The sequence below is a fragment of the Ruegeria sp. AF3 genome (assembly GCF_056536285.1).
This window is the reverse complement of record NZ_JBQFJM010000001.1, coordinates 3,227,216-3,251,414: the sequence shown is the minus strand read 5'-3', so window position 1 is coordinate 3,251,414 and position 24,199 is coordinate 3,227,216. Positions and strand designations below refer to the sequence as shown.

At 60.5% G+C, this 24,199-nt stretch carries 24 protein-coding genes; 11 read left to right on the top strand and 13 right to left on the bottom strand.

All coding sequences use genetic code 11. The features are described from left to right. Positions 1 to 277: 277 nt before the first annotated feature. The 3 genes from ctaD to ACR3FC_RS16265 all read left to right on the top strand — a co-directional run bounded on the left by ctaD (position 278) and on the right by ACR3FC_RS16265 (position 3,194). Positions 278 to 1,936 (top strand): cytochrome c oxidase subunit I, encoded by a 1,659-nt coding sequence (gene ctaD, locus ACR3FC_RS16275; RefSeq protein WP_267366169.1) that lies wholly within the window; start codon positions 278 to 280, stop codon positions 1,934 to 1,936. Positions 1,937 to 2,058: 122 nt separating this feature from the next. Beyond that, on the top strand, positions 2,059 to 2,658 hold the full coding sequence (locus ACR3FC_RS16270; protein ID WP_480476574.1) for a DsbA family protein: 600 nt from the start codon (positions 2,059 to 2,061) through the stop codon (positions 2,656 to 2,658). Positions 2,659 to 2,702: 44 nt separating this feature from the next. Then, complete coding sequence (locus ACR3FC_RS16265) at positions 2,703 to 3,194, top strand: DUF2244 domain-containing protein (protein WP_480476572.1); 492 nt, start codon at positions 2,703 to 2,705, stop codon at positions 3,192 to 3,194. A gap of 21 nt (positions 3,195 to 3,215) precedes the next feature. Here the strand turns inward: ACR3FC_RS16265 and ACR3FC_RS16260 are convergent, their stop codons facing one another. Then, positions 3,216 to 3,701 carry a GatB/YqeY domain-containing protein gene (locus tag ACR3FC_RS16260; protein WP_480476570.1) on the bottom strand — a complete coding sequence of 162 codons (486 nt, stop codon included), beginning with the start codon at positions 3,699 to 3,701 and terminating at the stop codon, positions 3,216 to 3,218. Between the two features lie 183 nt (positions 3,702 to 3,884). Between ACR3FC_RS16260 and carA the strand changes: the two genes are divergently transcribed. Together carA and ACR3FC_RS16250 are read left to right on the top strand one after the other, a co-directional pair. Further along, positions 3,885 to 5,051, top strand: coding sequence for a glutamine-hydrolyzing carbamoyl-phosphate synthase small subunit (gene carA / locus ACR3FC_RS16255; RefSeq protein WP_480476568.1), 1,167 nt, complete (start codon positions 3,885 to 3,887; stop codon positions 5,049 to 5,051). Positions 5,052 to 5,132: 81 nt separating this feature from the next. Further along, positions 5,133 to 7,010 carry a glycosyltransferase gene (locus tag ACR3FC_RS16250; protein WP_480476566.1) on the top strand — a complete coding sequence of 626 codons (1,878 nt, stop codon included), beginning with the start codon at positions 5,133 to 5,135 and terminating at the stop codon, positions 7,008 to 7,010. 3 nt (positions 7,011 to 7,013) lie between these two features. Here ACR3FC_RS16250 and ACR3FC_RS16245 read toward each other — a convergent pair whose 3' ends face one another. Next, positions 7,014 to 7,661, bottom strand: a complete 648-nt coding sequence (locus ACR3FC_RS16245) for a GntR family transcriptional regulator (RefSeq protein WP_267363400.1) — start codon at positions 7,659 to 7,661, stop codon at positions 7,014 to 7,016. A gap of 100 nt (positions 7,662 to 7,761) precedes the next feature. Between ACR3FC_RS16245 and ACR3FC_RS16240 the strand changes: the two genes are divergently transcribed. From ACR3FC_RS16240 to ACR3FC_RS16230, 3 genes are all read left to right on the top strand, one after another. Then, a complete protein-coding gene (locus tag ACR3FC_RS16240; protein WP_480476564.1) occupies positions 7,762 to 8,406 on the top strand; it encodes a pyrimidine 5'-nucleotidase in 645 nt (214 codons plus the stop codon). 87 nt (positions 8,407 to 8,493) lie between these two features. Continuing rightward, positions 8,494 to 8,742 (top strand): hypothetical protein, encoded by a 249-nt coding sequence (locus ACR3FC_RS16235; RefSeq protein ID WP_480476562.1) that lies wholly within the window; start codon positions 8,494 to 8,496, stop codon positions 8,740 to 8,742. 74 nt (positions 8,743 to 8,816) lie between these two features. Then, positions 8,817 to 10,013: a UbiH/UbiF family hydroxylase gene (locus ACR3FC_RS16230; RefSeq protein WP_480476560.1), complete on the top strand. Its 1,197-nt coding sequence runs from the start codon at positions 8,817 to 8,819 to the stop codon at positions 10,011 to 10,013. A 12-nt stretch (positions 10,014 to 10,025) separates the two neighbouring features. Here ACR3FC_RS16230 and ACR3FC_RS16225 read toward each other — a convergent pair whose 3' ends face one another. Continuing rightward, positions 10,026 to 11,153, bottom strand: a complete 1,128-nt coding sequence (locus tag ACR3FC_RS16225) for an aminotransferase class V-fold PLP-dependent enzyme (RefSeq protein WP_480476558.1) — start codon at positions 11,151 to 11,153, stop codon at positions 10,026 to 10,028. Between the two features lie 317 nt (positions 11,154 to 11,470). Here ACR3FC_RS16225 and ACR3FC_RS16220 point away from each other — a divergent pair, with 317 nt between their 5' ends. Further along, the gene (locus ACR3FC_RS16220; protein WP_480476556.1) at positions 11,471 to 12,085 is read left to right on the top strand and encodes a GntR family transcriptional regulator; all 615 of its coding nucleotides are present in this window, start codon (positions 11,471 to 11,473) and stop codon (positions 12,083 to 12,085) included. Positions 12,086 to 12,091: 6 nt separating this feature from the next. Here ACR3FC_RS16220 and ACR3FC_RS16215 read toward each other — a convergent pair whose 3' ends face one another. Beyond that, positions 12,092 to 12,550 (bottom strand): Lrp/AsnC family transcriptional regulator, encoded by a 459-nt coding sequence (locus tag ACR3FC_RS16215; RefSeq protein WP_209504239.1) that lies wholly within the window; start codon positions 12,548 to 12,550, stop codon positions 12,092 to 12,094. Continuing rightward, positions 12,547 to 13,002 (bottom strand): Lrp/AsnC family transcriptional regulator, encoded by a 456-nt coding sequence (locus ACR3FC_RS16210; RefSeq protein ID WP_480476554.1) that lies wholly within the window; start codon positions 13,000 to 13,002, stop codon positions 12,547 to 12,549. Before ACR3FC_RS16210 ends, ACR3FC_RS16215 begins: the two co-directional genes overlap by 4 nt. Before the next feature lie 131 nt (positions 13,003 to 13,133). Between ACR3FC_RS16210 and ilvC the strand changes: the two genes are divergently transcribed. Next, complete coding sequence (ilvC, locus tag ACR3FC_RS16205; protein WP_480476552.1) at positions 13,134 to 14,156, top strand: ketol-acid reductoisomerase; 1,023 nt, start codon at positions 13,134 to 13,136, stop codon at positions 14,154 to 14,156. Between the two features lie 52 nt (positions 14,157 to 14,208). On the opposite strand, the gene ACR3FC_RS16200 is transcribed toward ilvC, so the two are convergent. Beyond that, on the bottom strand, positions 14,209 to 14,658 hold the full coding sequence (locus tag ACR3FC_RS16200) for an SRPBCC domain-containing protein (RefSeq protein ID WP_480476550.1): 450 nt from the start codon (positions 14,656 to 14,658) through the stop codon (positions 14,209 to 14,211). Continuing rightward, entirely contained in the window at positions 14,655 to 14,966 is a 312-nt protein-coding gene (locus ACR3FC_RS16195) for an ArsR/SmtB family transcription factor (RefSeq protein ID WP_480476548.1), read from the bottom strand. Before ACR3FC_RS16195 ends, ACR3FC_RS16200 begins: the two co-directional genes overlap by 4 nt. Positions 14,967 to 15,044: 78 nt before the next feature. On the opposite strand from ACR3FC_RS16195, the gene ACR3FC_RS16190 reads away from it, so the two are divergent. Beyond that, positions 15,045 to 15,947, top strand: a complete 903-nt coding sequence (locus ACR3FC_RS16190) for a DMT family transporter (RefSeq protein WP_267363378.1) — start codon at positions 15,045 to 15,047, stop codon at positions 15,945 to 15,947. Here the strand turns inward: ACR3FC_RS16190 and glmM are convergent. From glmM to ACR3FC_RS16160, 6 genes are all read right to left on the bottom strand, one after another. Beyond that, positions 15,944 to 17,287 carry a phosphoglucosamine mutase gene (gene glmM, locus ACR3FC_RS16185; protein WP_480476546.1) on the bottom strand — a complete coding sequence of 448 codons (1,344 nt, stop codon included), beginning with the start codon at positions 17,285 to 17,287 and terminating at the stop codon, positions 15,944 to 15,946. The genes ACR3FC_RS16190 and glmM overlap by 4 nt on opposite strands. Positions 17,288 to 17,320: 33 nt before the next feature. Beyond that, positions 17,321 to 18,319, bottom strand: coding sequence for a dihydropteroate synthase (gene folP, locus ACR3FC_RS16180; RefSeq protein ID WP_480476544.1), 999 nt, complete (start codon positions 18,317 to 18,319; stop codon positions 17,321 to 17,323). Then, positions 18,316 to 19,236 (bottom strand): dihydroneopterin aldolase, encoded by a 921-nt coding sequence (locus ACR3FC_RS16175; protein ID WP_480476542.1) that lies wholly within the window; start codon positions 19,234 to 19,236, stop codon positions 18,316 to 18,318. Before ACR3FC_RS16175 ends, folP begins: the two co-directional genes overlap by 4 nt. Before the next feature lie 100 nt (positions 19,237 to 19,336). Continuing rightward, positions 19,337 to 20,710, bottom strand: a complete 1,374-nt coding sequence (locus ACR3FC_RS16170) for a multicopper oxidase family protein (RefSeq protein ID WP_480476540.1) — start codon at positions 20,708 to 20,710, stop codon at positions 19,337 to 19,339. 73 nt (positions 20,711 to 20,783) lie between these two features. Then, the gene (locus tag ACR3FC_RS16165) at positions 20,784 to 21,425 is read right to left on the bottom strand and encodes a cell wall hydrolase (protein WP_480476538.1); all 642 of its coding nucleotides are present in this window, start codon (positions 21,423 to 21,425) and stop codon (positions 20,784 to 20,786) included. Positions 21,426 to 21,612: 187 nt separating this feature from the next. Continuing rightward, a complete protein-coding gene (locus tag ACR3FC_RS16160; protein ID WP_480476946.1) occupies positions 21,613 to 24,153 on the bottom strand; it encodes a putative PEP-binding protein in 2,541 nt (846 codons plus the stop codon). Between the last annotated feature and the right edge of the window lie 46 nt (positions 24,154 to 24,199).

Here is a 24,199-nt window from a genome sequence, read left to right as displayed (position 1 = left end):
GGCGGCAAGGGTTCACGCCTGCCGGGTCAGCTTTGAGAGCCGGACCCATTGCGGGCGACCTGAACACAGGCGCCAGGCCCGCTGTATCACCAGCCCCCCCGAACGCTCAGATCCCGGCTTCTCGAACACCCGTTTTCAAGGGGGGTGCGGCCATTTATCTTGATCCAGATCAAACTCGGCCATTGAAGGTCGCCCCTACGCATTCTAAAACCAGCAGGAATCCCGCGCGTTGGAGAGGTCCGGCTGCGCGGTGTAGTTGCAACAGGAGGCACCTATAATGGCAGACGCAGCCATTCATGGTCACGACCATGAAGACCAGCGCAGCTTTTTCCAGCGCTGGTTCATGTCGACCAACCACAAGGACATCGGGATTCTGTACCTGATCGTTTCGGCTCTGGCCGGTCTGATCTCGGTTCTGATGACCGTTTACATGCGGCTTGAACTGATGCACCCCGGTGTTCAGTACATGTGCCTTGAAGGCTTCATGGCCGACCCGTGTACGCCCAACGGGCATCTGTGGAACGTGATGATCACCTATCACGGTGTTCTGATGATGTTCTTTGTTGTCATCCCTGCCCTGTTCGGCGGATTTGGCAACTATTTCATGCCGTTGCAGATCGGCGCGCCGGATATGGCGTTCCCGCGGATGAACAACCTGTCCTTCTGGCTTTATGTTGCCGGTACCTCGCTGGGCGTCGCCTCGCTGCTGAGCCCGGGTGGGAACGATCAGATGGGTTCGGGCGTGGGCTGGGTTCTGTACCCGCCGCTGTCCACGACCGAGGGCGGCATGTCCATGGACCTTGCGATCTTTGCCGTGCACGTATCGGGCGCCTCCTCGATCCTCGGCGCGATCAACATGATCACCACCTTCCTGAACATGCGTGCCCCCGGCATGACCCTGTTCAAGGTGCCGCTGTTCAGCTGGTCGATCTTCGTCACCTCGTGGCTGATTCTGCTGTCGCTGCCGGTTCTGGCGGGCGCAATCACCATGTTGCTGATGGACCGCAACTTTGGCTTTACCTTCTTTGATCCGGCCGGTGGCGGCGATCCGATCCTGTATCAGCACATCCTGTGGTTCTTTGGCCACCCGGAAGTGTATATCGTGATCCTGCCCGGTTTCGGCATCATCAGCCATGTCATCGCGACCTTCTCGCGCAAGCCGATCTTTGGCTATCTGCCGATGGTCTGGGCGATTATCGCGATCGGTGTTCTGGGCTTTGTCGTGTGGGCGCACCACATGTACACCGTCGGCATGTCGCTGCGTCAGCAGGCCTATTTCATGCTGGCCACGATGGTCATCGCGGTTCCGACGGGCGTTAAGGTCTTCTCGTGGATCGCGACCATGTGGGGCGGTTCCATCGAGTTCAAGACACCGATGCTGTTTGCCTTCGGCTTCCTGTTCCTGTTCACCGTTGGCGGTGTGACCGGTGTGGTTCTGTCGCAGGCAGGCGTGGACCGTGCCTATCACGACACCTACTATGTGGTTGCGCATTTCCACTATGTGATGAGCTTGGGTGCCGTCTTTGCGATCTTTGCGGGGATGTATTTCTACTTCGCGAAAATGACCGGTCGCCAGTATTCCGAGTTCTGGGGCAAGGTTCACTTCTGGATGTTCTTCATCGGCGCCAACCTGACCTTCTTCCCGCAGCACTTCCTGGGTCGTCAGGGCATGCCGCGCCGCTACATCGACTATCCCGAGGCGTTCGCGCAGTGGAACTATGTTTCGTCGATTGGTGCGTTCATCTCGTTCGCTTCGTTCCTGCTGTTCTTCGGCATCGTGATCTACGCCCTGCTGCGTGGCGCACGCGAAACCCGGCCCAACTACTGGAACGAGTATGCGGATACGCTGGAATGGACCCTGCCCACGCCGCCGCCCGAGCACACGTTCGAGCAGCTGCCCAAGCAAGAAGACTGGGACAAGGGCCACGCGCACTGATCCCGATCTGATCAAAGGAAACCCCGCCCAGGTGGCGGGGTTTTTCTTTGCCCTCACCCCGCGTTCGCCAAGTGCCCCGAAATCAGCTATGATGTGCGGACGGAACAGTCGGAGGGTCGGCAATGCCCGAGATCGACTTTTGGTATTCCATTGGCAGCACGTACAGCTTCCTGACCGTGATGCGTCTGGACGAATGGTGCGCCGAGCATGACGCCACAGTGAACTGGCGCCCGTTCAATGTGCGTACGGTGATGTCGGCCCAGCAGAATATTCCTTTTGCTGGAAAGCCTGTGAAATCGGCTTATATGTGGCGCGACATCGAACGCCGCTGTGCCAAGTACCACATCCACGCCAACCTGCCCGCGCCCTATCCGATTTCCAATCTGCCGCTGGCCAATCAGGTTGCGGTGCTTGGGATGAAGGATGGCTGGGGCGTGACGTTCACCCAGACGCTTTATCGCATCTGGTTCGAAGAAGGGGTGGAAGCCGGTAGCGAAAGTGCACTGTCCGAGGCGCTTTTACGGTGTCAGCAGGACCCCCGACTGACCCTGGCGCGCGCACAAGGCGACGACATCGTCGCGGTCCTTGAGGCCGAGACGGAAACCGCCGTCAAACTGGGTGTTTTCGGTGCCCCCAGCTTTGTTGTCCGGCAAGAGGTGTTCTGGGGTGACGATCGTCTGGATGACGCCCTATCCTGGTCTCGGGTCGGCCACGTCGTCTGATCAAAACCCGTCGACATGAGGCCGCGCTGCGCTATGTTCGCGGTATGCCCTACACGTGGAATCAGACCTCGGAAACCGAACAGGAACTGCGGCTTTGGCCGCATAACTCGCTGCCTCCGCGAGGGGCGATGATCATGATATTGTCGGTATTCCTGTTTGGCCTGATCCCGTTGCTGGCCACGCTTGGTTCCGTGATCCTGTGGGGGTTGCTGCCGTTTCTGCTGATCACTGTGCTGGGGCTTTGGCTGGCCATCAAGACCAACTACCGCGCCCGCAGTGTTTTCGAGGTTCTGACCCTGTCGGGCACACATGCGCGGCTGGTGCACCACACCCCCGGCAAAGAGCAGCACGAATGGTCTTGCAACCGCTATTGGGCGCGACCGGCGATGCACGAGAAAGGCGGCCCGGTTCCGCATTATGTCACCCTTGTCGGAGACGGGCGCGAGGTCGAAATCGGGGCGTTTCTGTCCGAAGATGAGCGGATCACGCTTTATGACGAGCTGGTCCTAAGACTGCGCGAGCCGATCGCGCAGTAGCAATTCACAGGGCCCAGTGCCTCAGCAATCGCCGTTTGAGGCTGCGCAAAGGTGATCCTTGACCATCGGGCCGACCTTGCCGAAATCCATCCGGCCGGTATAGCGCGTCTTCAACTCGCCCATCACCTTGCCCATATCGCGGATCGAACCCGCGCCGGTTGCCGTAATGGCGGTTTGAATGGCCTTGCTGACCTCATCGTCATCCAGCTGTTTGGGCAGAAATTCCTCGATCACCTCGACTTCGCGAATCTCGCGTTCGGCCAGATCCAGGCGACCGCCCTCTTCGTAGACGCGTGCGCTTTCCTTGCGCTGCTTGGTCATTTTTCCAAGGATTTCAAGAACCTCTGCGTCGCTGCATCCCTTTGCTTCTTCATTGTCGGACGCACGTGCCGCGATGTCGCGGTCTTTGATGGCGGCGTTGATCAACCGCAGCGTCGACAGACGCTCGGCTGCTTTGTCTTTCATTGCTTGCTTCAGGGCGGCATTCACCCGTGATCGCATATCCATTTGGTTTGTCCATCCCCATGACAAAGGAACCCCGACCATATCGAAACAAAAAGCCTGACACAACCGGGGGTGAATACAGCTAACCCATTGAAAAACAACAATAGCCTAAAAATTGAACAGACTTGACCCAGACGCGCAACCCCCTTAGGTATGCGCCGATTTACCCTACAGGAGAGTCGCGCCATGGCCCCGAATGCCCCGTCCAAGCCCACCGCATGTCTGGCTTTGGCCGATGGAACCCTGTTTTACGGCGCAGGCTTCGGTGCGACCGGGCAAACTGTGGCCGAGCTGTGCTTTAACACGGCGATGACCGGATATCAGGAGATCATGACCGACCCGTCTTATGCCGGGCAGATCGTGACCTTTACATTCCCTCATATCGGCAATGTCGGTGTGAACCCCGAGGATGACGAAACCGGTGATCCGGTCGCGGCAGGCATGGTTGTGAAATGGGATCCGACCGAGCCATCAAACTGGCGCTCGACCGAGGAACTCAAGGGCTGGCTGGCGCGCCGAGGGCGCATCGCCATCGGTGGTGTCGATACCCGCCGCCTGACCCGTGCCATCCGGCAGCAGGGCGCCCCGCATGTGGCGCTGGCCCATGATCCCGAGGGAAACTTCGACATTGGGGCGCTGGTGGCTGCCGCGCGCGGCTTTGCCGGGCTGGAGGGCATGGACCTGGCCAAGGATGTCACCTGCGCACAAAGCTATCGCTGGGATGAGATGCGGTGGGCCTGGCCGGATGGGTACCAGCGTCAGAAGGCCCCCGCCCACAAGGTTGTTGCCATTGACTATGGCGCCAAGCGCAACATCCTGCGCTGCCTTGCATCCGCTGGATGTGACGTTACCGTTCTGCCCGCGACTGCGACCGCAGCCGACGTGCTGGCACATCAGCCTGACGGTGTGTTCCTGTCGAACGGTCCCGGCGATCCGGCAGCAACAGGCGAATACGCTGTTCCAATGATCAAAGAGATTCTGGAGACGACAGACCTGCCTGTGTTCGGCATCTGCCTTGGACACCAGATGCTGGCGCTGGCGCTGGGTGGTCAGACGGTCAAGATGAACCACGGCCACCATGGCGCGAACCACCCGGTCAAGGATCTGGACACCGGCAGGGTCGAGATCACCTCGATGAACCACGGTTTTGCCGTCGATGCGCAATCCCTGCCCGATGGCGTCGTGGAAACTCACCGGTCGCTGTTTGACGGCTCGAACTGCGGTATCCGCATGGCGGACCGGCCGGTCTATTCGGTGCAGTACCACCCCGAGGCATCGCCCGGACCGCAGGACAGTTTCTATCTGTTCGAGCGCTTCGCCGAGGCGATGGAAAAGAAGAAAATACAGGCATAACTGCTTGTCTGTGCAGTGTTAACCGGGCGTTAACCTTGATCGAACAACCCTGAGCGCAGGTAACTGCGCCAGGGTTTTGTTATGGCTGAGCTTGATCTTCTGGATTTCACGTCCGCCGCACCGATCCCTGCGCCCGGGTATCGGAAACCACTGGGCACCTGCCTGCTGGAAACCGGAGCCATCACCCGATCCCAGCTGGACCATGCGCTGAGCCAGCAAACCAGACAGAACGCTCCGCTGGGAGAGATACTGGTCGGCGAAGGCTATGCCACCCGGCAGGACGTGTTGAGCGCGCTGTCCGCGCAATCCGGCTGGCAGATTGCGGATCTTGAACAGATCCCGCCGATGCCGGAACTGAGCGGGCTGATGCCGGTCGACTTCTGGCTGCAACACAATGTCATCCCCTGGATGCGGATTGGCCCCCTTGTTCTGGTGGCCACGGCCCGGCCCGACCGGTTCGCAACCGTGACCGCCGAAATGCGCGAATGCGATTATGCCGTGATCCCGGTGCTGGCGGCATCCGATCAGATCGACCGCACGATCGCGCGGCAATTCTCGGGGTCTTTGGCCAGATCGGCGGAAACGCGAGTTGATCCCGCGCAAAGCTGCCGCAACTGGACCCTTAGGTCGCGCGTAGGGCCGTCGGTGGCCCTGTTGTGTGTGCTGGGGCTGTTTGCCTTGTTCCCGGCGTTTGGCCTGCTGGCGATGCTGGGCATGGCTGTGGGAACTCTGGTGCTTTTTGCAGTCTTTCGGACGGCTGGCACGCTGGCTTATCTTTGGCATCGCCTGAGAACGCAGCCGGACCACACCGAAGCGGCCATCACATTGCGGCAGCCCTGCGTGTCGATCATGGTGCCTTTGTACAAGGAGCGCGAGATTGCAAACGCTCTGGTGCACAGGCTACAGCGGCTGACCTATCCCAAGGCGTTGCTGGATGTCATCCTTGTGCTTGAGGAAAAGGATGACGTGACGCGCAATGCCCTTGCGCAGGTGAGCCTGCCCAGTTGGATGCGCATCGTCGAGGCGCCCGAGCTGAACGGGCTGACCACCAAACCCCGCGCCATGAATTACGCGCTGGATTTCTGCCGGGGCGACTTCGTTGGCGTCTGGGACGCGGAAGACGCCCCGCAACCGGATCAGATCGAGCGTGTGGTGGCGCATTTCACCCTGGCCGCGCCGGATGTTGTGTGCCTGCAAGGGGTTCTGGATTACTACAACCCGCGCAGCAACTGGCGGTCGCGCTGCTTTACCATCGAATACAACAGCTGGTTCCGCGTGATCCTGCCGGGGATCGCCCGCATGCGGCTGGTGGTGCCGCTTGGGGGCACCACGTTCTTTTTCCGTCGCGACAAACTGTTGGAACTGGGCGGCTGGGATGCCCACAATGTCACCGAGGACGCTGATCTGGGCGTAAGGCTGTGCCGGGCCGGGTACCGGACCGAAATGGTGGATACCACAACATATGAGGAGGCGAATTTCCGGGCCTGGCCCTGGGTCAAACAGCGCTCGCGCTGGCTCAAGGGGTTCATGGTCACGTATCTGGTGCATATGCGCAGCCCGCGAAAACTGTGGCGTGACCTTGGTGCTGTTAAATTTCTGGGCCTTCAGGCGTTCTTTTTGGGCACGTTGGGGCAATTTCTGCTGGCACCCATTCTCTGGGTATTCTGGCTGTCAAGCCTGGGGCTGGCCAATCCGATGGGGAATATTCTGCCGCATTCCATCTCAACCGCGCTGATCGGGCTGTTTCTGGTGGCAGAGGGGCTGAGTATCGGTGTTGGCCTGATCGCCGTATCCGCGCGTGAGCGGCGGTTTCTTTTGCCTTGGGTTCCGACGATGTTTCTGTATTTCCCGCTAGGCGTGATTGCCGGTTACAAGGCGTTGTGGGAATTGGCGACCAACCCGTTTTTCTGGGACAAGACCCAGCACGGACAGGCCAGCGAAGACGAGCCGCTGACCTGATAATCACTTGTCGCGGCGACTTGCGTCCTGTTTCAGGCGCGTCATGAACGCGATCGAGATATGATCCTTGAGCGCCCGCCCCGCCGCCTCTTCATCGCGCGCGGCAATGGCTTCGACGATGCCTTTATGTTCGCTCTGGGCAATCTCTCCGCGCCCCTGCACGGCCAGCGACGTGGTTGCCATCAAGGCCATAGTCCGGTGCACCAGATCAAGCTGCTGGACAAGGTAGCGGTTGTGCGAGGCCAGATGGATCTGTTCGTGAAAGCGCCGGTTGGCACGTGACAGCGCCATCGGATCACCCACCAGCTTGTCATCTTCGAGAACCATGTCCTGAAGAACCCTGATCTCTTCTTCGGTGGCGTGTTTGGCAGCCAGCCGCGCGGCGAGCCCTTCCAGTTCGCGGCGCACGATATAAAGCTCGGCCATCTGGTTGTGGTCCAGCGACGCCACGATCAGTGACCGACCGTCCCGTTCCAGCAGAGACTGGGTTTCCAGGCGTTGCAACGCTTCGCGGATCGGGGTGCGCGACACCCCGAACCGTTCTGCCAGCTCGCTTTCCACCAGACGATCGCCGGGCTTGTAGACGCCGACATCAATGGCTTCGAGTATCAGGCTATAGGCATCCTTGGTGGGGGATCGGGTCTGGCTCATGGGGTATTCTGTCTCCTCGTTCGGACATGTCTATCCGTCTCTGGGGGCAGCAATCAAGTACGGCATTGAAATCACCCGGCCCGCGCCCTAAACCCAAGCCATGGTCAAACCGTCCTTCAGTCATGTCACGCAATGGGTGTTCGATCTGGACAACACCCTGTATCCGCCGCATATGCAGCTGTTCGATCAGATCGAAGTTCTGATGACGGATTATGTGGTGCAAGCCATCGGCGTGGACCGGGCCGAGGCCGACAGGCTGCGCGGGCAATACTGGCGCCAATACGGCACCACGCTGGCCGGGTTGATGGCCGAACATGATCTGGACCCCGAGCCCTATCTGCACGCGGTGCATCAGGTGGACATGAGCCATATGGACCCGGATGCAGAGCTGGCCGATCACATTCGCGCCCTGCCCGGACGGCGCATCGTCTACACCAATGGCAGCGCGCCCTACGCCGAGCGGGTCTTGCAGGCGCGCGGGCTTTCGGGGCTGTTTGATGCAATCTATGGCGTCGAACATGCCGGGTATCGGCCCAAGCCCGAGAAAGCCGCCTTTGAAGCCATCTTTGCACAGGATGGCATTCAGGCTGACAAGGCCGCGATGTTCGAGGACGACCCGCGTAATCTGGCCGCCCCGCATGAGATGGGAATGCGCACGGTTCATGTCGCCCCGGACCCGCATGAGGCCGATCACATCCACCATCACACGGACGATCTGACCGCATTTCTGGCCCGCCTGCGGTAGCCTGTCACACTGCGACGATCCGTACGTTCTGCACCCGCATGCGCAGCCCTATATGCGCTGGAGCGACGAACAGAACGGAGAAGCCCCATGAGCGCGATCGATATGCCCGGACGCCTGCCGGTTTGGCAGCGCCTTTTCTTTGCAATTCCGGTTTTCGGGTGGCTGGCCCGCGACGCGGCCAACGGCAAGGCGGAGGACCTGTATTACACCGTCGGCGCGGTCCTCAGCATGTGGGGCTGTTCCGCCATGGTGTTTGGTCTTCCCGGCCTTTACATCCCTGCCCTGATGATGGTGCCGGTGATGTTCCTGGTCCTAGTCCTGATCTCGCGCGGCTGACATACGGGACAGGATGTCACTTGGCGCAGGGGGTGGAACCGAACTAGGGTCTGCCCGAGATGATGAGAGGCGCCATGACTGACAGTTGTGACATCCTGATTTCCGGCGGTGGAATCGCCGGTCTGACCGCAGCGGCGGCGTTTGGAACCGCCGGGTTTGACGTGGTGTGCGTAGATCCCGCGCCACCGATCACCGAACGGGATGTGGACGGGTCCGACCTGCGCACCACCGCCTTTCTGCAACCTGCGCGCGGCCTGCTGGAGCAATGCGGCCTGTGGGCGCGGCTGGATGCCCATGCGGCCCCCTTGCAGATCATGCGTATTGTCGATGCCGGGGGGGACGTGCCCGAACCCCGCGTCGTACGCGATTTCAACGCCGCTGACATTTCCGAGCAACCGTTTGGCTGGAACCTGCCCAACTGGCTGTTGCGCCGGGAAATGGTCGCGCGGCTGGCAGAGCTGCCGAATGTCGATTTCCGCCCCGGCACCGGCACCGTCAGCCTGTTCACCCGCACTGCCGAAGCCCGCGTTGGCCTGAGCGACGGCAGCCGCATCCGCTGCAAGCTGGTGCTGGCCGCAGATGGGCGCAACTCTCCCATGCGCGCGGCCGCCGGTATCAAAGTGCATACAACGCGGTATGGGCAGAAAGCGCTGGCGTTCGCGGTGACGCATCCCGTACCGCACGAGAATGTCTCGACCGAGATACACAGGTCTGGCGGGCCGTTCACATTGGTTCCGCTGCCCGATTGGCAGGGGCAGCCCTCGTCCGCCATTGTCTGGATGGAACGCGGGCCAAATGCCGTTGACCTTTTGACCCTTGATGCCGAAGCGTTTGAGACTGCGATGACAGAACGGTCCTGTGGCCTGTTTGGCCACTTGAAGCTGGCATCGCGCCGGACCATCTGGCCGATCATCAGCCAGTCCGCGGAACGGCTGGCGGGTGAGCGCATTGCCCTGATGGCCGAGGCCGCGCATGTGGTGCCGCCGATCGGCGCGCAGGGGCTGAACATGTCATTGGGCGATCTGCGCTGCCTGCTGGATCTGGCGCAATCCCAGCCCGAAGGTCTGGGCGACGCGCAGATGCTGGACGCATATCACAAGGCGCGCCACACCGAGATCGAGATGCGGGTCAAAGGGATCGACCTGCTGAACCGCGCCTCGATGATCGAGGCGCGCCCGCTGCGGGATGCGCGCGCAATGGGGCTGAGCGCGCTTTATTCTCTGCCCCCTGTGCGCAAGACGCTGATGCAGATGGGCCTTGGCGTTCGCTAAGGCCCGGCCTGTTTACAGAACCTGATCCAGCACGCGTTTCAGGCGCGCGATGGTGGCGTCTACATCATAAAGCTTGTCCAATCCGAACAGGCCCAGACGGAAGGTGCTGAAGCCTTCGGGTTCGTCACATTGCAGCGGCACCCCGGCGGCAATCTGCATCCCCAGAGCGGCAAATTTCTTGCCGTTCTGGATTTCGGGGTCCGAGGTGTAGCTGACCACAACGCCGGGTGCGCCGAAACCGTCAGCCGCCACCGAGACAATGCCATACTCCTTCAACATCGCCCGCACGCCGTCGCCCAATGCCCATTGCGCCTTGCGCAGCTTTTCGAACCCGTATCCCCTGGTTTCTGCCATGGTGTCGCGGAAAGCCAGCAGCGCATCGGTGGGCATCGTGGCGTGATAGGCGTGACCGCCATTTTCATAGGCCTGCATGATCTGGCGCCACTTTTTCAGGTCGATGGCGAAACTGTCCGAGCTTGTCTGTTCCAGACGCGCCTCGCCCCGTTCGGACAGCATGACCAGACCGGCACAAGGCGATGCGCTCCAGCCCTTTTGCGGGGCCGAGATCAGGACGTCGACGCCGGTGGCTTTCATATCCACCCAGGCACACCCGGATGCGATGCAATCCAGCACCATCAATGCACCCACTTCATGCGCCGCGCTGGCCAGGGCGGTCACATAGTCATCCGGCAGGATGACACCTGCCGCCGTTTCAACATGCGGTGCGAACACAACACCGGGTTTCTGTTCGCGAATCGTTGCGACGACCTCGTCAATCGGTGCGGGCGCAAAGGGGGACGGGCTGGTATTGCCGGTCTCGCGCGCCTTCATCACGGTGGTCGAGCTGGTCAGGGCGCCGCTTTCGATGATCTGGCTCCAGCGGTATGAAAACCAACCGTTCCGAACCACAAGGACATCCGCCCCGCGCGCGAATTGCCGGGCGACCGCTTCCATCGCATAGGTGCCACCGCCCGGAATGACGGCCACCCCGTCTGCCTTGTACACCTCTTTCAGCATGGCCGAGATGTCGCGCATTACCCCCTGAAACTTTTGGGACATGTGGTTCAGCGAGCGATCGGTGAATACGACCGAGAATTCTTCGAGCCCGTTCGGGTCAACGTTTTTCAGCAAGGCAGGCATATGGCGTCCTTTCAATATCGTCAGTGCAGTCTTGGTCTCTTTACCTTGGCCAGTAAAGCCATTTCGCGACAAAAAGTGACGCCACGGAATGCGGGTAAAATCGGCCTGTTTGGTGCTGTAGGACGCTGGGAACACAAGAAAATGACGCCAACCAGTGTCACTTCCCCTTTACACTTCTGCTTGCTTCTGAACAGATGCGCACACTTTTTACTTGAAGGGATATTTTTCCTGTGACGATTCATAAGCGTATTAACTTCCAGTCCGTTCGAGATGAAGTAAAACGACGTATTGAAAGCCGCGTGTGGCCTCAGGGATCTTTGCTGCCGACCGAAACGCAACTGGCGGAAGAATTCAATTGCGCCCGCGCGACGGTGAACCGCGCCCTCAGGGAACTGGCCGATCAGGGTTTTATCGAACGCAAGCGCAAAAGCGGTACGCGGGTCAAGAAAGAACCCAGCAAACACGCCAAGCTGGAATTCTCGCTGGCGCGACAGATGGTCGAAAGCCAGAATGCCGCCTATCGCTATGCGCTGGTGGAACGGACTGTCGAGGCCTGCCCCCGCTGGCTGTCCTCTCAGCTTGATGTCCCCGCCGAGACGCGGGTTCTGCATGTCGTCTGTATGCATTACGCAGACAACCGCCCGTTCCAGCTTGAAGAGCGCTGGATCAATATCGGAACCGTCCCCGATGTGGAAAAGGCCGACCTGACCCAGCAAGGACCGCATGAGTGGCTGTTGAATGCCGCTCCGTTCAACGATGCCGAGGTTGCGTTCTGCGCGATTTCCGCTGATGCAAGGCTGGCGGAATTCATGGGAACCACGGCGGGCGCGCCGATGATCCAGATGGAGCGCACCACATGGAAAGAAGACAAACCGATTACGTTTGCCCGCCTGACCCATCATCCCGGATATTACATCCGCACCAGATACTAAGGCAGGTCACCCAATCGGTCCGGGCAGCCGTTCCTCGCTCAGCAGAACATTCGCCTCGACATCGCCTGCGCCGGGCAGCGTCATGATCCGGCGCCGCAACACGCGTTCGAAATCGGACAGGTCCCGCGCCACGACGCGCAAACGGTAGTCGTACAGACCCAGAACATGCTCGACAGTCTGAACTTCAGGGATGGCGCTGACGGCGCGTTCGAAATCCTCAAGGCTGATCTGGCCCTTGCGCGCCAGCTTGACCCCCAGAAACACGGTCACGCCAAAGCCGAGCGCCTCGGCATTCAGGCGCAACCTTCGGCCCTTGATGATCCCGGCGTCCTCCAACCTGCGGATACGCCGCCAGGTGGCGGGTTGAGACAGATTGAACCTCCGACCCAGGGCACCCGCGCTTTGGGTGGCGTCCTGTTGCAGCGCACGCAGCAGACGGCGGTCAATCTCGTCCAACTCGATCATACCGGCAACACTTCGTCCCGCTTGACTCGCGCGATATGCATCAGCGCTTCGATATCGGCGATATGCGGCAGGGTCAGGATCCGGTCCCGATAAAGCTGCTGATAGTGCTTCATATCCCGCGCTATGACCGACAGGCGGACATCCACCCGGCCCAGAAAGGTCTGGATTTCGATCACCTCGGCCACGTTGCGGGCCTCTTCCATAAACTCGTCAAAGGCGCGGGCCTGTGTCTTGTCCAAGGTGATCCGAAGCGACACTTCGACAGCATAGCCCATTGCGGCCCAGTCGATCACCGCCTCCTGCCCTTCGATGATCCCGGCCGCCTGCATCTTTTCCAGCCTGCGCCAACAGACGCCAGCGCTGATCCGGCACAGATCGGCAAGTTCCGCGGTGGTCAGGCTTGGGTTGGCCTGAAAATGGCGCAAAATGCGCCGGTCGATATCGTCAAGCATGATTTTTTCGGTATTCTCCGTTTCCAAGAATTATTCTTCATCTTTTTCACAAATACTCAAGCCCAACCCTATCGCCAATCGGACGCCCGGCAGGTAGAACCGCCCCAACCAAACCAGAAAGGACCGGCAAAATGCGCGTCTATTACGATCGCGATTGCGACATCAACCTGATCAAAGACAAGAAAGTGGCTATCCTGGGCTATGGCAGCCAGGGTCACGCCCACGCGCTGAACCTGCGCGACTCGGGTGCCAAGAACCTGGTCATCGCCCTGCGCGAAGGCTCGCCCTCGGCCAAGAAAGCCGAAGCAGAAGGTCTGGAAGTGATGGGCATTGCCGAAGCGGCTGCCTGGTGCGACGTCATCATGTTCACCATGCCCGACGAATTGCAGGCCGAAACCTACAAGAAATACGTTCATGACAACATCAAGCCGGGCGCGGCCATCGCCTTTGCCCACGGCCTGAACGTCCATTTCGGCCTGATCGAGCCGAAGGACGGCGTTGACGTCATCATGATGGCCCCCAAAGGCCCCGGTCACACCGTGCGTGGCGAATACACCAAAGGCGGCGGCGTGCCCTGCCTGGTCGCGGTTCACAACGATGCAACCGGCAAGGCGCTGGAAATCGGCCTGTCCTACTGCTCGGCCATCGGTGGCGGCCGTTCGGGCATCATCGAGACCAACTTCCGCGAAGAATGTGAAACCGACCTGTTCGGCGAACAGGCCGTTCTGTGCGGTGGTCTGGTCGAACTGATCCGCTGCGGCTTTGAAACTCTGGTCGAGGCCGGTTACGCACCCGAGATGGCCTATTTCGAGTGTCTGCACGAAGTGAAGCTGATCGTTGACCTGATCTATGAAGGCGGCATTGCCAACATGGATTACTCGATCTCGAACACGGCTGAGTATGGCCAGTATGTCACCGGTCCGCGCATCCTGAAATACGACGAGACCAAAGCCCGCATGAAAGCGGTTCTGGACGACATCCAGCAGGGCAAATTCGTCCGTGACTTCATGCTGGAAAACGCCGTTGGCCAGCCGACCATCAAAGCGTCGCGCCGAGCCAATGACGAGCATATGATCGAAGAGACCGGCGCCAAGCTGCGCGGCATGATGCCGTGGATCTCGGCCGGCAAGATGGTCGACAAAGAAAAGAACTAAGTCTGACCGATGTCAGGCAAAGGGCGGCCCAGGCGGTCGCCCTTTTTCAGTTTCAGACCGCTTTGGCAAAGCATTCGCCCAGCACGAAATCCCATCCCGTATCGTAGCCGCCGCGCTTTTCGGGCGCTTCCCCTGCCCAGACGTCCCAGCCGGAATGCGTCAGGGTGACTTTGGCCTGCCCCGAGCCGCAATCCTCAAAACGCACATCGACGCGCGTTGGAGACTCCCTGCTGGTGCCCGGATGCCAGGTGAATGCCACGGATTGGCCGGGATCAATTGCCAGCACCTGACCCCAGTCGGCACGGGTTCCGTCGAACATGACCTCATAGACCGCGCCACCGATCCGGGGTTCAATAACCACGTCCCTTGCCGGTTGTCCCTGCGATGCGGACACCGCGTGGCTGTCCAGCGGCCACCATGTCCCGATGCGGTTGACGAAGATGTCGAACGCACGCGCAGCAGAGGCACTTACGACAATTGTTTTGACAATCGGGTCTGTCATGGCCTCTCTCCTGCTCTGTTCACCTCATCTGCAAAGCTGTTCATCACGTCGCTCCAGTAACGGTCGAGCCATCTGCGCAGCTCTGCCAGCCCCTCGGGGCGCACCGCATAGATCCGGCGCGTCCCTTTCGCGTGGCATGTCACCAGCCCAGCATCAGACAGCACCTTGAGATGTTGTGAGACGGCCGGTCGGCTTACCGGCAGCTTTGACGCAAGTTCGCCCACTGCCTGAGGCTGGCTGGCGACGGCTTCGAACACCTGCCTGCGGGTCGCATCGCCCAAAGCTGAAAATGTCATATCGTAAGTCATTGCTTACGGTAAGTGGAAACTAACATAAAGTCAAGATCAGCCCGTGACACCGGCGCGCACGCGGGATAAGGGGATGGAATGGTTGAACAACCCACGAAGCAGGACTGGAGCGGCGTTTTCACGCTGGGGCTTATTTGGGGCGGCACATTCATGGTCGTCGCGATGGCTTTGGAAGGCTATGGCCCGATTACCGTGGCGACATCGCGCACCACTTTGGGTGCGGTGACGTTGCTTGTCCTGATGCGGATCACCGGTCGCCGCATGCCGGTTTTGACACCCGCGCTGACAACGTCAATCCTGCTGATTGGCGTGTTGTCGACTGCGGTGCCTTTCATGCTGCTCAGCTGGGGGCAGCAATATGTGCCCTCGGCCTTTGCAGGGCTGTCCATGGCCGCAATTCCGCTGATGGTGCTGCCGCTGGCGCATTTCTTTTCCGATGAGCCGCTGAACCTGCGTCGGTTTCTGGGCGTGTGCCTTGGGTTTTCCGGCGCATTGGTCCTGATCGGACCCGGTCTGGCAAAGCTGGGTCAAGGGACCGAGCCGCTGGCGCAGCTGGCCTGTATCTCGGCTGCCCTCTGCTATGCCTCGACATCGATCCTGACGCGGCGCTGCCCGCCGGTCGAGCCGCTGGCGTTGGCCGCGCTGACCCTGCTGGTCGGCGCTGTTCTGCTGGTGCCCATCATGCTGCTGGTCGAAGGTGTCCCTACTTGGCAGGGCAACCGCCCATCGCTGGCCCTGATTGTCCTTGGGCTGATCCCCACAGCTTTCGCCAATTTGCTGCGGGTTTCGATCACCCGCAGCGCCGGATCGGTGTTTTTGACGCTGGTGAATTATCAGGTGCCGATCTGGTCGATGGTGTTCGGGGCCTGGATCCTGTCCGAGGCCCTGCCCCTGCGGTTCTACGTCGCCCTGGCCCTGATCCTGACGGGCATGGCCATCAGCCAATGGTTCAGCCTGCGCAGGGTTCTGTTCGGGCGCTAGCCTGCGGCGGCTTCGACCTCGGCCACGATACTGTCGACGACCTGTACCAGCAGCGCGTCATCCTCGCATTCGGCCATAACGCGGATCAGCGGCTCGGTGCCGGATTTGCGGATCAGCAACCGGCCCTGCCCGTTCAGCCGCGCCTCGGCATCGGCAATGGCAGCTTTAACGCTTTGAACTTCAAGCGGAGTTTGACCGTTGGCATAGCGGACGTTCTTCAACAGCTGCGGCACGGTTTCGAACTGCTTGGACAGGTCCGAGGCTTTGCGACCGGACAGAACCATCTCGGCTAGGAAATGCAAGCCGGCCATCAGGCCATCGCCGGTGGTGGCATAATCGCTCATCACGATATGACCGGATTGTTCACCGCCCAGGTTGAAGCCGCCTTCGCGCATGCGCTCGACCACATAACGGTCACCGACAGCCGTGCGTTCCAGTCGCATGCCGTGTGACGAGAGGTGCCGTTCGAGCCCCAGATTGGACATCACCGTGGCCACAAGGGCATCGCCTTTCAACTGCCCGGATTTTTTCCAGGCCGTCGCCAGCAGCGCCATAAGCTGATCGCCATCGGCGATCTGACCGGTCTCGTCGACGATAACAACCCGATCCGCGTCGCCGTCCAGACAGACACCAACGTCAGCGCCATGCGCCACGACGGTTTCGGCGGCCAGTTGCGGCTTGGTCGATCCGCAGTTGAGGTTGATGTTCTTCCCATTGGGCAAAATCCCGATCGGGATCACGTCTGCACCCAGTTCCCAAAGAACCTCGGGCGCGGTGCGGTGGGCGGCGCCATTGGCACAGTCGATCACCACCTTGAGACCATCCAGACGCACATCGCGCGGCAGCGAGGACTTCACACGCTCGCCATATCTGAACCGGGCGTCATCAACACGACGCGCCCGTCCGATATTCTGGGCCTGAGCAGGCCGGACACCTTCGTCGATCAGCTTTTCGATGTCGATCTCGGCCTGATCGGACAGTTTATAACCGTCGGGACCAAAGAACTTGATGCCGTTGTCCTCTGCCGGGTTGTGGCTGGCCGAGATCATGACACCCAGATCGGCCCGCATCGACCGCGTCATCAGGCCCACCGCAGGCGTCGGAACCGGCCCCAGCAACAGCACATTCATTCCCGTTGACGTCAGACCGGCGGTCAGCGCGTTTTCCAGCATATAGCCGGACAGGCGTGTGTCCTTGCCGATGACGACCCGGTGCACACCGGTCGCATCACGCCGGAAATAGCGCCCCACCGCAGCCCCGATGCGCAACGCCATTTCCGCCGTCATCGGATGCGTGTTGGCCGTGCCCCGCACCCCGTCGGTTCCGAACAGCTTGCGCATTGGTGTCACTCCGTGATTTTCCGTGAGACCGGATTACCGGACAGCGGCCCATAGACGCAAGGCCTGAGCGGTCTCGGCGACGTCGTGAACGCGAATGATCTGCACGCCCTGAGACAATCCGGCCAAAGCCACAGCAATTGAACCCGGCGCGCGGGCAGTCTTGTCAGGCTCCCGTCCAATTGTTCCGATAAAGCCCTTGCGGGACACGCCCAGCAGGATCGGGCAGCCAAGCCCGTGAAACAGGCTGAGATTGCGCAGCAAGGTCAGGTTGTGATCCTCGGTCTTGCCGAAACCGATACCTGGATCGACGATGATCAGGTCGCGCCGAAGCCCCAAGTTTTCCAGCAGAGCGATCTGGGTTTCGAGGAAGTCATAAACATCCAGCAACACGTTGTCGTAGCTGGGGTTTTCCTGCATCGTGGCTGGATCACCCTGCATATGCATGACGCAGACCGGTGTGCCCTTGTCGGCGCAAAACGGTGCCAATTCGGGATCGAAAGTGAACCCCGAGACATCGTTGACCAGCCCCGCGCCCGCCGCACACGCCGCTTTGGCGACGCTGGCTTTGCGGGTGTCGATTGAAATCAGGGCATCCGTTTGTGCGCGAATCGGCTCGATCACCGGGCGGGTGCGGGCAATTTCCTGATCTGCCGGAATGAAATCCGCGCCCGGGCGCGTTGATTCCCCGCCAATATCCAGAATGGTGGCTCCATGCGCCACCATCCTTGCAGCGGCATCGCGGGCGGCCTCGACGGAACTGTGAACACCCCCGTCCGAGAAACTGTCAGGCGTGGTGTTGAGAATGCCCATGATGTGCGGCACCTGCATATCCAGCCCGGCGATGGGTGCGCGCGGGCGGGTCAACCGCTCCAGCGCCCCACCGGGAATATCCGATGCTGCCATGATCTGCGGTGCGGTATCGCGCCCAAGCGCTTCGACATGGGTAAACCACAGGGGCTGACCGGCCAGAGAATACGCGCCAGCGGGCCGGGTCTGGCCGTGCTGAACCAGCGGTCTGAAATAGATGCTCACAATTCGGCCTGATCCACGGCCACAGCCCGCAGGGGGGTTTTGGGCGTTTTCGGCAATTCGCCGCCGATGACCATCATTTCACTGGCTTCAAAGGTCGCGGCAAACCATGCGGCCAAAGCCACGGCGTCGGATGGTGCGGCAGAAGGACCATCCACCGCGTCCAGAACGATCTTGGACGGGGCCCAGACACAGATCTGGCCGTTCTTCATGGCCCAGTCCAGTTCTGTCCGGGTTGAAACCACCTTGCAGCGGTGATCGCGCGCGGCCAGAACCCACGCGTTCTGCTCGATCGCCAGCAGGTCAATCCGGCGCTGTGTCATTGCGTGGCCGGTTTGCGGCGCAGCCAAGTCTGACGCCCCCACACACAGGATCAGCGGGCGCTGTCGGTTCTGCAATTGGTCGATCCACCCGGTCAGATTGTCCGAGGCGATGGCGTCATTCGACAAGTAGACCAGACGGGGATGCGGGCGATCTTCCTCGGTCACATCATGATGAACCGAGTCTTTCCCACGCACGATCTCGACCCCGAGAGCGCCCGGACCGCGATCCAGTTTTTCGATGCGAACAAAGACCCTTACAGCCTGTGGTTCATGCAAGATACGTTCGGCTACACGCTCGGCCAGGGTTTCAAGCAGGTTCAGACGCTCGGCCGCGAGTTCATAGGCAATGGATTCCGTCACCCGGTCATAAGACAGGATGCGATCCACATCGTCGTCAATCGGGTCGGTCAGGGGCCGGACTTCGACGACGATATTGAAACAGATCCGCTGGGTTGTTCCCCGCTCGGCCTGAAACGCACCGATTTCAACCTCGACAATATGGTCGCGCAGGGAAATGCGATCCAGCGGCCCTCGGGGCGAGGTCGCCTCGGACCGTTCGGTCGGGTGCGCAAATGCCAGTCGGATTTCAGAACTCATGGGTCCGGCCTTTTCGGCTTGTTGCAGGGCTTGCCCTCTATAGGCGTTGCAAGGGCCTATAACATTCAAACAAACGCCATTCCAACCGCCGAATGCGGCGTCAGGTGACGCGAAACCAGCTCATCATACCCGAAGCGGCATGTCCCAGCATATGGCAATGCAACAGCCAGTCCCCCGGATTATCCGCGACCAGAGCGATCTGGCGGGTTTGTCCGCGATCAACCAAAACAGTATCGCGCCACGGGCCAAGCGATCCGTCCGACTGGATCAGTCGGAAGTGGTGACCATGCAAATGCATGGCATGTGGAAAGACTGTTTCATTGACGAACTCGATCTTGTGAAGGCCTCCGGTCCGGGCGTCCAGAAACGGGTCGGACGGGCGTTCCGCATAACCGTTCAGGGCCCAGAACCGGCCCAACTGCGCCAGTTCCTGGCCTGACAATTCTGTGTCCCCGATCCGGGCGCTGTCCAGCCAGCGCATCGCCCCGCCTTGCAGGGACATCCGGTGCAATGGTGCGGATGAGACATCCTCGATGACTGGCAAAGGGTTGGGCGGCAACGCTGACACGCCTTGTCGCGGCGCAGGTGCGAGAGGTTCGTCAACATCAAACCGAACGATGCCAAAGGCACCATCGCGCTCAACACTCACCAGACTTGCCGTATCGCCCGCAGCCACGACATCCACAACAAGATCGATGCGTTGTGCGGGGGCGATTGGGAAAGCCCCAGACAATGGGATCGGCTTTTCCAGTGGCATACCGTCAAGAGCGACGATCCAACCAGACAACCCGTCAAGATTCAGGTCAAAAATCCGCGCGTTGGAGGCGTTGATCAGGCGTAGCCGGAGACGGTCGTTCTGTCGCGCCTCAACGCGCGGGTCAAGGGATCCGTTGACAGTGATGATATTCCCCAGCCGACCAGCATGGCTGAGATCATGGCCATTGTCGAAATCATCCGTGATCTGAGCGGTTTCCGGATCAAGCCGCCAGTCGTCCAGCATCAGTACCAGATCCTGATCCACATCAGGGGCAGCAGTTTCTTCGACGATCAGCGGCCCGTAAAGCCCGCGCGCAACCTGTTCCATCGACTGGTTATGCGCATGGTACCAATAAGTCCCTGCGTCTGGAACGACGAAGGAGTAATCAAAGCTTGCGCCCGTCTCGACTGCGTCCTGCGTCAGGCCGGGCACGCCGTCCATGGCGTTTTCGATGCGAATTCCGTGCCAATGGACCGACGTGGCTTGCGGAAGCTGGTTCATCAGGGTGCGCTGGATGCGGTCGCCCTGCCTGACACGCAGTTCAACGCCCGGGACAGACCCGTCATATGTCCAGACTTCCGTTTCAGGATAACTTGCTGGCGCGATCGGGTGTTTGGCTACACGCGCATTAAGCGGTGCAAAACCCGCGCTGGCCACACGCGGCATCAGCAATGCTGCGGCGGCGGATTGCAAAAGGTGTCTGCGGTTCAAAATCATCACGGGCCTCCTGGCCCGCAACATAGGGTGCAACCTGCCCCACGCCAGCAAGCTTCCAGCGCGGGTGCGTCAATCAGTTGCTCGCTGTCCGGTAGTTGTGACGGTAAAAAACATGCACGCCGATTTTCGCGGTCTGTTTATAGACCCGCGACCAGGACGGGCGCACCGACGTCGTGTGATAGTGTGTTGCCCCTTCGGTCAACTCATCCGCCACGCCATCAATGGCTGCCCGCGCGACTTTCGCCACACGCTCATACGCCTTTTTCTCGTGGATGACTTCCTTGCGGCCATCGCAGGTATACGTGAACTGGCACTGGTATTTCTTGCCGGTCCCCTGATGGATCACGCCGCACAGGGAATCCGGGAAACGGCTGCTTTTGACCCGGTTCAGGATCACCTCGGCAACCGCGAACTGGCCGCGCACGCTTTCGCCGCGCGCCTCGAAGTACAGGGCTTCGGACAGGCATTTCCAGTTTTCACCACCGGAGGCCTTTGGTTGCTGGTCAAGCCAGTCTTTGGAGAAGGACACTTCGACAGGTTCAGCCGCCTTGCGGGGCTGGAACAGCTTGAAATAGTCCCGAAAACTTTGCGCTGGCAGCTCGCTGCGGGCGACAAGTTCTTGTTTTGCAGTATCAGTCGCTTCCTTCTCAGCGAAGGATGCACTCGGCAGAACGGTTGCCGCCACTGCGGCAACAGCCAATATGTAACGTAGCATCAGATAACCTCGCACAGGCACATCACGCGCCTTACCCTCCCCCGGCGGGCGCGACGAGGCTGATACCCCAGACTGACGCAAAGGTCCAGTATCTTGAAAAAAGCAAGTGGAAAATCGCCCGTAGCGAAAATATTTTTCGCCTACGAGTGACCGTATAACCCACTATTCCTTGGGGTCCGGCGCGGTGTCAACCCCCAAGTCTGGAGGAAATCGCCAGTTGAGCGGCAGCCAGCCGAGCGACCGGAACCCGGAACGGTGAGCATGACACATAGTCGAATCCAAGATCGCGGCAAATGGCGATTGATTCGGGGTTCCCGCCGTGTTCGCCACAGACCGAAAGGGTCACATCCGGCTTCGCTGCACGCCCGCGTTCCGCCCCGAGTTTCAGCAGCTCGCCCACCCCGTCCGGATCAAGGACATGGAACGGATCTTCGGTAAAGACCCCCTGCCGCACGTAAGCGGACATGAAACGACCGGCATCGTCGCGGGACAGGCCGTAGGTCATCTGCGTCAGGTCGTTCGTTCCAAAACTCATGAAAGCAGTCTGTGGCGCGATCTCTTCCGCGCGCAGACAGGCGCGTGGCGTTTCGACCATGACGCCCAGCCGATATTCGAACTTCTGCCCGCGTTCCGATTCAACGGCGGCGGCGACCGAGTCGATGCGGGATTTGACCAGTTCAACCTCGCGCTTGGCGGATACCAGCGGGATCATCACTTCGGGCACCACCGGAGCACCGTTTTTTCGGGCGTCAAGCGTGGCTTCAAAAATCGCGCGCGCCTGCATGTCGTAGATCTCGGGTACGGTGACACCCAGACGAACGCCGCGCAGGCCCAGCATGGGGTTGTATTCGGTCATCGCCTCAACCCGACGTTCGACGTCGGACACGGGCAGGTCCAGCGCCTCGGCCAACTCCCGTTGCCCGGTGCGCGTTGTCGGCAGAAATTCATGCAAGGGTGGATCGAACAGGCGGATGCAGACAGGCTGACCTTCCATGATCCTGAACAGCTGAACGAAATCCTCGCGCTGCATCGGAAGCAGGCGTTCCAGCACCGCCGCCCTGCCCGCCGAGGTTTGCGCAAAGATCATTTCGCGCATCACGATCAGACGACCGGGGTCAAAGAACATGTGTTCGGTCCGGCACAGACCGATCCCCTGGGCCTGAAAGTTCCGGGCCGTCTGCGCATCAGCCGGTGTGTCGGCATTGGCGCGGATTTCGATGTCACGCTCGGCATCGGCCCAGCCCATCAGCGTCTGGAAACAGTCATCCAACGCGGCCTCGAGCATGGCGGGCTGACCGGCCAGCACCTGACCCGAGCTGCCATCAATGGTGACAATATCGCCGGTTTTGAATACCCGGCCATCCGGTGCGGTCAGCATCTTGTCTTTCGTCTGAAACCGCATTTCCGAGGCCCCGACGATACAGGGCAGACCCAATCCGCGCCCGATCACGGCCGCGTGGCTGGTCATGCCGCCTTTTTCCGTCAGAACCGCAACGGCGGCGTGCATCCCGCGCACATCCTCGGGCGAGGTTTCCCGGCGCACCAGAACACATGCCTCGCCACGGGCGGCACTGGCCTGTGCTTCGGCCGAAGTAAACACGATCTTGCCGGTCGAGGCACCGGGGCTGGCACCAATGGCCGTGGTCAGCACATCGCGTTGCGCATCGGGGTGGACCTGACGGTGCAGTAGTTCGTTCAGCGCGTGCGGGTCGACACGCATCACCGCCTCTTGCGGCGGTATGATACCGTCTTCGGCAAGACGTACGGCAATGCGCATGGCCGCGCGGGCCGATCGCTGCACCCGGACACCATCGAGAATATGCACGGTGCCGTCCTGAATGACGAATTCGACCTGCATCTCTTCGCGCAGTTTCTCGCGCATCAGCGCGGCCTGAGCCTTGACCTCGGCGAAAGCATCTGGTGCGACCTCTTCCAGCGAGGGGCCGCGCGGGTCTTTTTCCAGAAACAGGGCTGCCACATCTTCACCCAGCGCATCGCGCCCCTGACTCTGGCTTAGATAGCGGCCGGTGATTTGTGGCATTCCGGTTGTGGAATCAACCAGTTGCAGAACGCCCGATCCGCATTCCCCTTTCCCGACGCCGGGGATCATCTCTTGGATGACCAACCCAAGCCCGGCATCTGCGGGTGCCCCCTTGGCCTGCCGCAGCAAGCGCGCAGACGTCCCGTCCCATGCACGCGCCATCGAGCGCAGAACACCGATCAGCTGTTCGCCCCTGTCCTGCGGAAAGACCTCGTCGGTTTCATCCTCGTAGGCGCGCAGCGAGTGGCGCAACCCCTCGCGGCCATCAGCTTCGATGTCATCGAACACATCCGCATCCAGCCGTGCCACGTGGATCGCATAGCTTTGAACGAACCGCAGATACAGAGCTGCGGCGGCCTCGGCGCCCATGGTGTCGGACAGGTCGACATAGCGCGCGTCGTTCATTCCGATATTGAGAACCGCGCCGGGGCCGCCCCAATCGGGATCTTCGGAACTGGGTCGGACGCATAGCAACGAGGTCGGGTCGAACTGTTCGAGGATCGCCGCAATATCCGGGATCGCCCCTTCTGCAATCTGGTGAACGGCATCAAATGACAGCGCAACGGTTCGGGGCACCGGCAGGTCCAGCCGGACCAGACGTTGCAGACATTTGGCCCGCCCGCCATGTGTATGGGCGGTGACAGGCGCGTCGGATGTAATGAGCGTTGTATTCGGATTATTCTGCACTGCAGCACCTTTTGGTTTGTCTGCAGCATAGGCGCTTGCGCCCTTC